This is a genomic window from Butyricimonas sp. DFI.6.44 (assembly GCF_022132345.1).
Classification (GTDB): Bacteria; Bacteroidota; Bacteroidia; order Bacteroidales; family Marinifilaceae; genus Butyricimonas; species Butyricimonas muris.
In genome coordinates, this window is sequence record NZ_JAKNJD010000019.1 from 34,787 (window position 1) to 46,723 (window position 11,937).

Annotated in this window: 14 protein-coding genes; all 14 read right to left on the reverse strand. The window is 45.8% G+C overall.

Translation table 11 applies throughout. The annotated features are described in order from the left end of the window. Positions 1-16: 16 nt before the first annotated feature. The 14 genes from L0M98_RS20880 to L0M98_RS20945 all read right to left on the reverse strand — a co-directional run bounded on the left by L0M98_RS20880 (position 17) and on the right by L0M98_RS20945 (position 11,936). The gene (locus L0M98_RS20880) at positions 17-844 is read right to left on the reverse strand and encodes a DUF2764 family protein (protein ID WP_227217673.1); all 828 of its coding nucleotides are present in this window, start codon (positions 842-844) and stop codon (positions 17-19) included. Positions 845-878: 34 nt separating this feature from the next. After that, the gene (locus tag L0M98_RS20885) at positions 879-1,493 is read right to left on the reverse strand and encodes a V-type ATP synthase subunit E family protein (protein WP_227217675.1); all 615 of its coding nucleotides are present in this window, start codon (positions 1,491-1,493) and stop codon (positions 879-881) included. A 462-nt stretch (positions 1,494-1,955) separates the two neighbouring features. Continuing rightward, the gene (locus tag L0M98_RS20890) at positions 1,956-2,129 is read right to left on the reverse strand and encodes a hypothetical protein (RefSeq protein ID WP_227217677.1); all 174 of its coding nucleotides are present in this window, start codon (positions 2,127-2,129) and stop codon (positions 1,956-1,958) included. Between the two features lie 6 nt (positions 2,130-2,135). Next, entirely contained in the window at positions 2,136-2,768 is a 633-nt protein-coding gene (locus L0M98_RS20895; protein WP_186977066.1) for a DUF6266 family protein, read from the reverse strand. 136 nt (positions 2,769-2,904) lie between these two features. Beyond that, a complete protein-coding gene (locus L0M98_RS20900) occupies positions 2,905-3,486 on the reverse strand; it encodes an N-acetylmuramoyl-L-alanine amidase (RefSeq protein ID WP_227217679.1) in 582 nt (193 codons plus the stop codon). A 58-nt stretch (positions 3,487-3,544) separates the two neighbouring features. Continuing rightward, entirely contained in the window at positions 3,545-3,895 is a 351-nt protein-coding gene (locus L0M98_RS20905) for a 3TM-type holin (RefSeq protein WP_227217683.1), read from the reverse strand. Between the two features lie 14 nt (positions 3,896-3,909). Further along, entirely contained in the window at positions 3,910-4,545 is a 636-nt protein-coding gene (locus L0M98_RS20910; RefSeq protein WP_227217684.1) for a hypothetical protein, read from the reverse strand. 185 nt (positions 4,546-4,730) lie between these two features. Next, positions 4,731-5,144 (reverse strand): hypothetical protein, encoded by a 414-nt coding sequence (locus L0M98_RS20915; protein ID WP_227217685.1) that lies wholly within the window; start codon positions 5,142-5,144, stop codon positions 4,731-4,733. A 364-nt stretch (positions 5,145-5,508) separates the two neighbouring features. After that, on the reverse strand, positions 5,509-6,216 hold the full coding sequence (locus L0M98_RS20920; RefSeq protein ID WP_227217686.1) for a tyrosine-protein phosphatase: 708 nt from the start codon (positions 6,214-6,216) through the stop codon (positions 5,509-5,511). Continuing rightward, positions 6,216-8,576, reverse strand: coding sequence for a GumC family protein (locus L0M98_RS20925; protein ID WP_227217687.1), 2,361 nt, complete (start codon positions 8,574-8,576; stop codon positions 6,216-6,218). Before L0M98_RS20925 ends, L0M98_RS20920 begins: the two co-directional genes overlap by 1 nt. A 24-nt stretch (positions 8,577-8,600) precedes the next feature. Then, a complete protein-coding gene (locus L0M98_RS20930; RefSeq protein WP_099290749.1) occupies positions 8,601-9,371 on the reverse strand; it encodes a polysaccharide biosynthesis/export family protein in 771 nt (256 codons plus the stop codon). A 9-nt stretch (positions 9,372-9,380) separates the two neighbouring features. Beyond that, positions 9,381-10,571: a DegT/DnrJ/EryC1/StrS family aminotransferase gene (locus tag L0M98_RS20935; RefSeq protein WP_099290750.1), complete on the reverse strand. Its 1,191-nt coding sequence runs from the start codon at positions 10,569-10,571 to the stop codon at positions 9,381-9,383. 107 nt (positions 10,572-10,678) lie between these two features. After that, the gene (locus L0M98_RS20940; RefSeq protein ID WP_227217688.1) at positions 10,679-11,269 is read right to left on the reverse strand and encodes an MBL fold metallo-hydrolase; all 591 of its coding nucleotides are present in this window, start codon (positions 11,267-11,269) and stop codon (positions 10,679-10,681) included. Positions 11,270-11,324: 55 nt separating this feature from the next. Further along, entirely contained in the window at positions 11,325-11,936 is a 612-nt protein-coding gene (locus tag L0M98_RS20945) for a sugar transferase (protein ID WP_227217713.1), read from the reverse strand. Position 11,937 lies beyond the last annotated feature (1 nt).

Sequence of the window (11,937 nt, forward strand, 5' to 3'; positions counted from 1 at the left end):
AATTTTAAATTTTAAATCACTTAAATTCTTCCGCGAACTCAAAACTCCGTCTAAACTTATCGACTACCTCCATGAATACCTTTCGTCCCGACTCGGAGCTCATCTTGCTCCACCTCTCGACGATCATCAGCTCAAGCATAAAACTCAAAACCTTTTCCATGGAAAAATACTCGTACACCACGGCTTCCTCGATGTAATCCCAATGAAGCAAATCCAATCCCCGTTCCCGTTCCACGAGATTAGGGTTATTCATCAGCGACATCACCTTCTCCGCGTAAGGATATTCCATACCCAAACCGAAATCTTTCGAGTTCGAAGTCCTCAGCGCCTTGGAAACCGCATTATTACCGATAATCTCCGGGGCAACTTCCTTACCGTATTTCCGACAAGTAAAAGCGACTACCAAATTCTTAATATTCATCGAGAATTCCGCGTACTTTCTGACAAACTTGTTTCCACAATTCATCATATAATCGTAATACATCCAACTCAACACATTCTCGGGCGAAGTCTCGTATTTAAGATGTTCCCCTTTGAAATCGGCAATAAATTGATTCAGGTAAGCGGGTAAAGAATTTTTGGGTTCGGCTATTTCGTCTTCCAACTGTTGCAACGGGTATACTGTTTCAAGGGCGGTATCGGGTTCCATCTTATTCAGCAAACGAAGGACTTGCTTGTTATCGGCAGGAAGGAAGAAAAGATTCATCAACTTCACGTCCTCCTTCTTCAAAGCCCCTTGCGCCAACTCCCGGAACCCATTCACGGACAACGACAATTTCCGATCGTCCAGAAAAACCTCCGGTAAACCCGCGATTAAACAGTAGTAATTATTCTTTAATATCATCCTTTTCAAATTTTAGATACTAAAAATCCAATATCTATTTATTTTCTTCAAAAAGGAGCTTCTTCGTAAAGCCTTTGATATATTGGTTAAAGAAAGCCTCGAACAATTTCTCCGAGAACGCTATCTGGAACCCTCCGTCTTTCGGTTGGATCACGAATCCTTCGTCCAAGTTACCCACGTTCACCGTGAGCCCTTTATCCAGCAAATCCTTATATTTTGCCGTTACAAATGACTCGAATTTATCTTTCTCGTCAGCAGAAAGAAGTACTTCCATATCCAAATTCCCCCCGGCAACATCCCACTTCTTCACGATTGTCATAACCAACTCTTGAATGAAAGCCTTTTCCTCGAATCCGACCTTGGCAACCTCTCCCGCTACTTCTCCGGCAACAAGATTAGTAATTGCCTGTTTCAATGCCGTGATCGCTTGACGGGCACTCAACGTCATTTCAGACTCCGCCTTCTTCTTCAAGTTTGCCACATCGGTTTCGGCATCGGCATTCATCTGATCTGCCTTTGCCTTTGCCTCGGCAACGATCTTTTCGGCCTCTTGCTTCGCTTGGTTGATGATATTCTCCGCCTCCCGGCGAGCTTTATCAACCCCCTCATCATAAAGCTTCTTGGTCAAAATATCTAATTTATTCTCCATAGTAAAAAACGTATTATATATATTAATTTATTCTTCTTTTATCCAGATAATCAGAACTCAATAAACGTGCCAGTGTTCCAGAAAAACGGCGTCAAGATATTAAAAAACCTTCACAAAAACAAATATTTTCTCATATTCCCAGGGCGAACGCATCAAAAGGCTTTTCGCCCAGTTCATAAAGTTGAGCTTTCAGCTCATAAAGTTTATAAAGTTCATAAAGTAACGGGCGTCCTTCGGACAAGGTTTACCGGCAGCCATGCTGCCGTGGACAAAGCGCCCGCTAGGGTCCATAAACCTTATGAACTTTATAGACTTTATAAACTTTTAACTAAAAGGGCGAAAAGCGTTTTGACGCATTCGCCCTGCTCGTATTCCAACAGCCTGCCAAAAGTACACGAGAAAAACTTATAAAACGAAAAGCCGCACCATTTAGATGCGACTCTTCACTTGTTTAACTTTTCGCTATTTCTCTCGTCGATGCTTACTCCACCGATATTTGCACCAAGCCACCACGACTGAACTGATCACTCCTCCCACGATACTCAATATCCCCGCCACTAAATCATTCGCCAACTGTGAGAAAAAGGCATTCAAACTCAACGTGAAGAATATTCCGGTAAAAAAATGAATACTCATCACGGATCACTCGATAATCAAATATTCACTATCCGATACTTGACTACCATTCTTTGACGTGGCAAAACAATAGGCCACAACCTTCGAGTTATCCCAACCTTTCGGAAGCGCGAAACTGGTACTGCCACTCTCGCCTCTATTCCTCAACGTGACAATCTTCAGGCGTTTCAATGCAGTCTCGAACAATACGGCATATACCCTATCATCCACTAACGAGTTAGCGTACTCGTCCTCGTTTGCCTCTTGCTCGAATTGATATTTACTTGTATCCGCACTATACGTCACCGAAATCTCCGGTACCTCAAGCCATCCTTCTGCCACCTTCATCCGCTCGAACTCCATCGTGGCAACGTGTCCTTCAGTCACGCTCACGGCTCCCATGTTTGCTTTCACGAAAGCGTTCGAAGTCGTTCCTCCTCCCACTCCCTTGAATCCTTTCCGGATAACCGCTAACAAACGACGGGCCAACTGTATCAACACTTTCATCCGTGCCCGCTGATCCAGAATCTCCGGCGTCGGATTATCTTTCCTCTTGAATACTTTCGCTTTCGCGACATTCTTCTTATTCGTGTAACACATCGTCACGTTCCCGACGGACTTCGTTACCTTTCCCAACAAATTTGAATCAAATATTGCCATAACAACAAAATTTAAATAATTAATAAATAAAAAACTCACTCTCCCGATTGAAGCGTGCGCACCACCCCAATCAAAAATTAAAAATCACTCTATCGTAATTCGTAAATCACTAAATCATAATTCGTAAATCATAAATCTAAAATTGTAACGCCGGTCCCGGATCCACCTTCCTCGCCGTTACATCCGAATGCCCTACCACGTACTTTATCGGGTAACGCTTCTTCAACAACCGGCACACCTCCCGCAACACGTCCATCTGTACCCTCGTGTACTTGTGCCAGTAAGTAAGTTCTCTCCCGGAATCATCCGTGTATACCTCCTTGAAAGGCACCTCCCGTCCACATTCCGCCACAAACTTTCCCCCTTCCATCCGTAATTGTCCCAAGTTATCCAACTCGATCCCGATAGAATAATGATTCAACTCCTCTCGTCCGGCATACCAACTTCTCCCGGCATGCCAAGCCTCGATATTAAACGGCACCAACTGAACCACTTCCCCCGCTCTCCCAATTACCAGATGAGCCGAAGCCGCCACATCCGGTCGAGTCAGATAATGAGCCGATGACATACAATTACTCCCTGCCGTGTAATGTAAAATAATCATGTCCGGCCCGACAATAGCTCGTGTATTCTTCACGCAATCCAGATAAATCACCCCGTGACCTATCAACCGATCGTTCACAATTGAAAATTGAGAATTGAAAATTGAAAATGTCATAACAAAAATCTTTAAATTAATACTCGTAACTCATAAATCGTAAATCTAAAATTTAAAATCAGCGCCGCTTTCGTGCGATAGCCCCCAACATTTTCTCCCCGCTCCGCCCGATCACGTACCCACCCAATCCGATTTCCAACAAATCCCAAAACCGGGAAGAATCCGCCAAGATTGGCAAACTCGTGAAAGTCCCCACCAGAATGATCACCGCGAATGTCAGCATCACCAACGGTCTCCACGACCTCTGCAACCAATTCCCCGTCGCTTCCGCTTGAATCACGTTTGCTTGGACCTCCGCGATCTCACGTTCATATTCGTACATCAACTTCATGATCTCTGCTTCCAATTCCTTTTTCTCCCTCGCCGGGAGTGTCAACCGACCGACTAACTCTCCGATCGCGTTCACCATATTCACTACCGGTTTCATTCTTCCTCTTGCAAACAGATATACTGGCTCGGCGACAACACTTTTCCGTTAGGGGAAATAAAATAACAATACACGTGTACTTTTTTCCCTTTCTTGCGGAACACCCTAAAATGAGCTTCCCGTTCCTTTCGACAAACCGTCAATTCATCAATTACCTCCGGGGAAAATGCCCTATCCTCGCGCAACACCATTACCCCCAACCGATCTTTCCCTTCCGTCAACGTCCCGATCAAACTATTCACCCATTTCAACGTCACCTGTCCTTCCTTATCCACCCATCCTTCCAAGTTAAACACCTTCTGTCGTTTCCCGGCAGCAAACTGCAATTGTGAATAATCCTTGATCCTCCCGTCCGGACCAAACGCCTTCAAATTCTCCTTCATGAAAAAAGCATAACCGCTAACACAGATCCCTTGGGCTGCAATATCCAGCACCTCATCCAAAGGCGTTTCCTTCAATTTCTGGTAAAACCGGACTGCCGTCCGAAACCTTGCCCGCACCGCCCGTTGTTCCTCCGTATTGGAGTCATTCCGCTTTGCCCGTTTTCTCAGAAACGTTTTACCCCCTAACCGGTAGAGAACAAAATCACCCACTCGTCCTCTGATTCCCAAACAATTTTTTACTTCTGCCATAAGCTCTCGTTTTAATAAATACCAACGTTTACATCTCTCTCGTTTTTCTGAATGCAAAAGTACATCCCCTGCCAAACTCCATCACTACACGCGTGCCCCGCGTGTAGTGATTTTATTTTCAATACATTGATTATCAATAGCGATTTTTTTTGAAAAATCCACAAACTAACTCTACCCCACATCATTTAATGCCTCCGGGCATCCTTCTCATCTTTGGCCTGCTCTATCAAAAACACCAACTGTTTCAAAAACACCGCTACATCCTTCAGTCTTCCAAAAATATCCCGCTTCAGATCCCGGTAATTCGGAAGTTTCATCCCGAAAACCCGCTCCACCAGCTTGATAATCTCGTCATACCCCATCAACTTGCCCCTCGGCGACCACAACACCTTCGCTAGACAAATCCCCAATGCCAATTCCGCCATTTCCATTTTCGGATTTTCCGACTTCCAAATTGCCAGCGGTCCGTCATCCAGATGCCCGGCAAACCATTCCGGTTTCTCCAATCGCTCCCGTACCAACCGGATCTCGTGCTCCACCCGCATCAATACGGCATGAAGACACAAACTCACCGTGATCTTTTTTTCCAGTCCCGTCACAAATTTGATACACCTCGTCCCAAACCTGCAACCGGATACGGATACCTTCCAAACCTCGAGCCACCTCACTATAATCTCGCACCTCCTCACTCCATTTCACCAAATCGTTCACGAACTCCTGAACAATCACCTCTATTTGTTCACCCGACATCTCTTGAGCACCTTCTTTTAACCAAGAGAACAACCTCCCTTTCAATAAATGTTCCATAATCACATTTTTTAATTTATAAAAAAAGCCCCGGGAACTCTTCTCCCGAGGCATATCTTCAATCACCGCATCGTCTAACCGGCAATCCCTTTACCCATAAATCCTTTCATCAATCGTAAATCATGGAACGAACAAGAAATTCCTTCAATCTAAAATTTAAAATCGTAAATTAGTCAGGTTTTTCGCCTCTCCCGATCTCAAAAACTTCTCCAAAAGCTCCACTTGCTTGATCGAATGAATATCTCCCGAAACATGATCGATCAAACCTGCCGCTACCAGAGCCTTCGCCCCGTGTTGAGCCTCCTTTCCGTAAAATCCGACAAACGATAACAGATTCACCTGCATCCGACATCCCCTGTGCTTCAAATCCTCAGCACGTTCTTCCAAATGCCCCGCGTAAAACGGGTAACGTTCCGGGTGTGCCAATACCGGCGTGTAGCCCTTGTCCTGCAATCGAAAAACCACCTCCTCGAAAGAAGGCGATGCCGCCACGAAACTATGCTCCACCAGCACTTTTCCCCCGTCAAACGAGGCAATATCCCCCTGCTTGATCAAATCTATCATGTACTCCCCGACTTTGTACTCCGCTCCCGCGTCAGCGTCTATATCAATCCCCTCCTTTGCCAAACACGTTCTCAATGCCTCCAACTTCTCTAAAATTCCACCCCGCGTGTTCAAAGGCGACGGGAAAGATATATGAGGGGTAAAAGAAAACCTCTTCACCCCCAGTGCCAACATTTTCTTCACGATCGCCACCGAATCCTCCATCTTCCTCACCCCGTCATCCAATCCCGGTAAGATATGAGAATGCACGTCATGCTCGTAAAAGAAGTATTGTTTATTCTCCCTTCGAAACCAACTCATCACTTTGTCGATTTACGTTTTTTCCCCTTTTTCTCACCGGCATCCTGCCCGTGGCCATAACCATAACCGTAGCCATAACCATAGCCATAACCGTACCCGTAACCACCGGAACGACTCATCTTTATACCGTTCACCACGATTCCTAAATTCTCCATACGTTTCCCTTTCTCCAGATCGGTAATCACCCGCAATCCCTTCTTGTCAAGCACATTTGCCCGAACCACGTAAACACAGGCATCCGCGTACCCGCTCAAGGAGAATCCATCCGCCAGTATCCCCAACGGCGGTGTATCAAGAATAATAACAGAAAAATCTTTTTTCAAGTATTCCAACAATTCGCCCATCCGGGGACTCGCTATCAACTGTGTCGGGTTCGGCGGTACAGTACCCCCGAATATCACGTGAAGGTTATCATCCACCTTCTCGACAATCGAACCCGGGTCATCCACCATCCCTGCCAAGTACGCGGACAGCCCTTTCTTGTTCTCTCTCTTGAAATACTCGTTCAATTTCGGGTTTCGCAAGTCACAACCAATCACGACCACTTTCTTGCCCGCCTTGGCATAAGCGTTAGCCAGATGCGCGGCAACCAGCGATTTCCCCTCTCTCGGTATCGTGGAAGAAACCATGATCACCGGCACTCCCTTTTGCTTGATCAAGTAATTCAAATTTTCTCGAATCAAATGCATCGATTCCGACATCAGGAAATCTTCTTGGGAAACAGACGTTTTATCCTCGGGTAATTGCGGTAAAGTTCCCAACAACGGTGAACTCACAACCTTTTCTACCTCGGAAGCATCCCTCACCTTCGTGTCCCACATATCTGCCACAAACATGATCCCCACGGGCAAAACGACACCGATAAACATCCCGAATAATAAAATAAACATTTTTCTTGGGGCTACCGGATACTCGCCCGGGTCCGGGTTCTCGATGATTTTGGCCATCGGCACGTACATCAGCTTGGCGATCTCCGCCTCCTCCCGCTTTTGCATCAGGAACAAGAAAAGATTCTCCTTTAATTCCTGTTCGCGGGCGATGGAACGGTATTGTTTTTCTTGCGTGGGAACGGATATCAATTTCTCTTCCACCAGTTGACTCTCGCGCTCCAGACTCTTGATCTTAATATCCAACCCCTTCTCCACATTCGCAATTGCCGAGCGGATACTACTTTTCAATTCCCGGAGCTGCATTTCCAACCCCGTGATAATCGGGTTACTCTCGCGGGCAGACTGTAATAACTTTCCCCTTCGCAACACCATCTCGTTATACTTACTGATCCCGCTGTTTAATGTCTCGTCCGTAAGCCCGAGCCGTTCCGGCAAAATCCTGAACTCCTCACCTTGCCTATCCTCAAGGTAAGAGCGCACGCTCTTTACCACGTCCATTTCCGTCGCCAACTTCAACAACTCCGCATCGGTCACCTTCTTCTGCTCCATCACCAAAGCCGCATCCGAAGTCAAGTTCGTCAACTGGTTCCTTTTCTTGAACGATTCTGCATCATTCTCTATATCACCCAACTCTTGGTTGATCACCCGCAAACGCTCATTGATAAACTCCACTGTCTTTTCCGACACGAGTTGTTTATCATCAATCCCGTTTTCATTGTAACGCCGGATCATCGTGTAAAGAAAATCCATGCCTTTTATCGGGTTCGTTTCTTTCAACGAAACCCCCACCGCACTCGTGTTCTTCTCCAGTAAATTTATTTCCAGCCGCTTGTGGAAATCCGTGGCGGCTTTCCCGTAAGATAACAGATCCACGCGTATTTCATCTCCAGCCCGTAACGACGAATCACTTCTCTCCACCGTCATCCGATAATCACCCATCGGGATCGCCCGGGAAAACTCCCCCTCGAACATGATATTCCTGTCCGCATCAAGTACCTCAATCCGGTTCATCTCTCTTGCTATCACGTAAAGCGTCGTATCTTTAATATTCTCCGGCAAATCTACCAAAACCCGCACGAGAGAGTCCTTATACAACTTCTCGTCCCTCAATACTTTCTCCCGCGTATAATCCACGTTCAATTCCAGTTCCTTTACCACATCCAGAATCAAATTCTTGGATTTCAATTCCACGATCTCGTTCTCCACCATCATGTTCCCCTGAAACAAACCCAACTCTTTCAACATCGGGTTCACCCCGACTTCCCCCTTCTTCGAGTCACTAATCATCACCTTCGCCCCCACTTTATACACCGGCGTCGAACTAAAACAAACGTACAAAGCTATGCCTGCACACAACGGAATACTGATGGCAAACCACCACCAACGAGCCAAAATTTTAAAGAAAAAAGCTCTCAGGTCAAAATACTCTTCTTCTTCTGCCTGAATCAAATTACTATCTTGGTTGGTCATCTTCATAAATTAATTCTTCCGAAACTATTTAGTCAAGGTTATAAGTGCCACGATCGTCGATAAACTCGACAATATATAAGGCAAGAAAGTACTCACGCTTCCCCCGGCTATACGCCCCTTGTTTGGCTCCACGTAAACCACATCATTCTGTTGCAGGTAGAAAAAGGGGGAATCTATAAAATCACTCGATGTTAAATCTATCCGTGCGAAGATTTTCTCGCCGCCCTGTTCTCGCATCACCAGCACGTTCTTCCGTTTCCCGTTAATCTGCAAATCTCCCGCCATACCCAAGGCATCCAACAAAGACACTCGCTCGCTGACCACTTTATAACTACCGGGACTTTTCACCTCTCCCAATATCGTCACCTTGAAATTCTGGAATTGTATCGTCACGATCGGATTCTTCAAGTAAACAGATAATTTTTCTTTCAACATCTCTGCCAAGTCATTTCGCGAGATTCCCTCCACTTTCAATTTCCCGAGTACCGGGAAATCTATTTCTCCGTTCTTGTCCACGAGGTATCCCCTTGGAATCTGTTGTGTCGAAGTCGTGCTTACCTCCCGCCCCAACCCAATCATCGGCGTGTTAAAGGGTAACGCAGATTCCAGATCATCACACGACACGATGATGGATAACAGATCATCCGTGTGGATCACAGTCTTGTACTCACTCTCCGCTTTTATCCGTTTATTAACATCCACATCCTGCAAATACACCACTTTCTTGCTCGAGGCACAGGAGGCCAACAATCCCCCGGTCAACAACAACACGATCACGTTTTTTATCAAACACATAGATTTAGATTATTTCTTGATACAATTTTTTATCTCTCTCGTGATATACGCCACATCCTCATCCGTCACGCGAGGACCGGCAGGGATACACAAACCCCTCTCGAATAACTTTTCCGAAGTACCATCCACGTAACAAGGATTCCCCGCGAAAACCGGCTGCAGGTGCATAGGCTTCCACAACGGTCGGGTTTCAATTCCTTTAGCATCCAAAGCCACACGCACCTCCTCGTGATCTACCCCTGTCACCGCTTTGTCGATCAAAATCGTACACAACCAGTAATTCGCATTAAACCGGTTATCGGGATTCGACATCAACTCTATTCCATCCACATCGGCGAATGCCCGCTCGTATAATTCATGCACGTGGCGGTGATGAGCCACATGCTCGTCCAATACTGTCATCTGTCCCAAACCGATCCCGGCACAGATATTACTCATCCGGTAATTGTAACCGATCTTCTCGTGCTGGTAATAAGGATACGGTTCCCGTGCCTGCGTGGCGTAGAACATCACCTTCTTCTTTGACTCCTCGTCCGGACAAACCAATGCTCCTCCTCCCGAGGTTGTTATCATCTTGTTCCCGTTAAAACTCAACGCCCCGTACAACCCGAAAGTCCCGCACTTTTGTCCCTTATATTCCGAACCCAATGCCTCGGCAGCATCTTCCAGTACCGGAATGTCATATTTCCCGGCCACCGCACAAATCTCGTCCATCTTCGCCGGCATCCCGTACAGGTGCACCGGAATAATTGCTTTCGGCTTCCGTCCCGTTTTAGCGATCCGGTCTTGTATAGCTCTCTCCAACAACACGGGACTCATGTTCCACGTCTCTTCCTCCGAGTCTACGAAAACAGCCGTCGCCCCTTGATATGTCACCGGGTTGGCAGAAGCGCAAAAAGTGAAACTCTGGCATATCACCTCGTCACCCGCCTGTACCCCCAACAATATCAACCCCAAGTGCAAGGCCGCCGTCCCCGCACTCAATGCCACCACCTGCTTCCCTTCATTTTCAACTCTCAACTTTCCATTTTCAATTGCTTGTTCTCCACTTCCAATCAAAAAATCCCGCAGTGATTTTTCAAAAGCGTTCACGTTTGGTCCCAAGGGCACTACCCAATTCGTGTCAAACGCTTCTTTAATAAAATCCTGTTCCTTGCCGCTCATGTGCGCCAAACAAAGATAAATTCGTTCCCTTTTCATGCAAAAATCTCTTGAACACACCCTTCCGGTCAAGACATAACAACCACGTCTTCACTCCCGCGAGTGCCCTATTGATAAATAAAACTTATGATTATACTACGAAATATTCAATTCCCCAACAAGACCTCTCCATGACCGGGATATAAATCCCGCCCCTCCGCGACTTTCAAAATCGCCTCCACGGATCGGGCTGCATCTTGTTTGTTGCTACGTGGGAAAGTAGTTATTACCTTCACTTCCGGTATAAAAGAATCGCCCGTGAATATCTCTCCCCTCGTGTAATAAGTCAAGCAACTCTTGTCATGCCCGGGCGTCTCCAGCACTGTCAAAAATTCCCCGGGAAACAACTCAATTTCATCTCGATCATGTAAAATTTGAACATTGTCACCCGTGAACACGACGGGGGCATCATGATACCTCGAGAAGTTCAACTTGTCCGAGTATAAACCCTCTTTCCCCGCCTCTGACGTGTAAACTACACATTCCGGGTAAAGTCCCACGAGCCGATTAATCCCGTACAAGTGATCATAATGCGTATGCGTGAGAAATATTCCTCGAACCGCCATCCCCGCAGAAATAACCTCCAACATGGGTTCCACGTCCCCTATGTCTACCAACCAACACCAAGCCATCCCTTTCTCTTGCAACACGTACGCGTTAGAACTAAAAATAGAATTAACAATCCGAACAATATTCATATTTGACAAATATCCTTCTAATAACGAACACTTTCATTCTTTTACTCTCGACCTCTCAATTCGTCCCGTCAAAAGGAACTGTTGTAGCTTCTCCCTCCTTCGAAACTCCATCACGACAAATTATTGTTTTAATTGCAAGAAAAAATATTTTTAAATCAAGCATGAATGACACGTGATCCACGTACCACACATCCATCTCAAATTTTTTCAACCACGTGTTATTATTTCTCCCGTTGACACCAGCCCAACCAACAATTCCAGGTCTCACTTCGTGTCGTCTTGCTTGTTCCGATGTATAAAATGCCAAATATTTAGCCGGAAGAGGACGGGGACCTATTAACGCCATATCTCCTTTCAACACATTTACCAACTGGGGTAACTCATCTATTGATAATTCTCTCACAATCCGTCCCACGGGTGTTAACCTATCTGCATCAGGAAGTAATACTCCGCTTTCATCCGTTCTATCACTCATTGTTTTGAATTTCAAAATCTTAAACAACTTCCCCCTATATCCCGAACGTGTCTGCACAAAAAATATCCCATTCAAATTCTTGTGTGCTAGTAGTAATAAAATAGCGATAATACATAAAAATGGGATTAAAACACATAAGGCTATCAAGGCTATCACGAAATCCATCACCCTTTTAACAAAAGACACGTACACA

Bases quoted from the DNA above. Each gene is read 5' to 3' on its own strand.
- L0M98_RS20880 (WP_227217673.1), bottom strand. From the start codon at position 844: ATGATATTAAAGAATAATTACTACTGTTTAATCGCGGGTTTACCGGAG.
- L0M98_RS20885 (WP_227217675.1), bottom strand. From the start codon at position 1,493: ATGGAGAATAAATTAGATATTTTGACCAAGAAGCTTTATGATGAGGGG.
- L0M98_RS20890 (WP_227217677.1), bottom strand. From the start codon at position 2,129: ATGAGTATTCATTTTTTTACCGGAATATTCTTCACGTTGAGTTTGAAT.
- L0M98_RS20895 (WP_186977066.1), bottom strand. From the start codon at position 2,768: ATGGCAATATTTGATTCAAATTTGTTGGGAAAGGTAACGAAGTCCGTC.
- L0M98_RS20900 (WP_227217679.1), bottom strand. From the start codon at position 3,486: ATGACATTTTCAATTTTCAATTCTCAATTTTCAATTGTGAACGATCGG.
- L0M98_RS20905 (WP_227217683.1), bottom strand. From the start codon at position 3,895: ATGGTGAACGCGATCGGAGAGTTAGTCGGTCGGTTGACACTCCCGGCG.
- L0M98_RS20910 (WP_227217684.1), bottom strand. From the start codon at position 4,545: ATGGCAGAAGTAAAAAATTGTTTGGGAATCAGAGGACGAGTGGGTGAT.
- L0M98_RS20920 (WP_227217686.1), bottom strand. From the start codon at position 6,216: ATGAGTTGGTTTCGAAGGGAGAATAAACAATACTTCTTTTACGAGCAT.
- L0M98_RS20925 (WP_227217687.1), bottom strand. From the start codon at position 8,576: ATGACCAACCAAGATAGTAATTTGATTCAGGCAGAAGAAGAAGAGTAT.
- L0M98_RS20930 (WP_099290749.1), bottom strand. From the start codon at position 9,371: ATGTGTTTGATAAAAAACGTGATCGTGTTGTTGTTGACCGGGGGATTG.
- L0M98_RS20935 (WP_099290750.1), bottom strand. From the start codon at position 10,571: ATGAAAAGGGAACGAATTTATCTTTGTTTGGCGCACATGAGCGGCAAG.
- L0M98_RS20940 (WP_227217688.1), bottom strand. From the start codon at position 11,269: ATGAATATTGTTCGGATTGTTAATTCTATTTTTAGTTCTAACGCGTAC.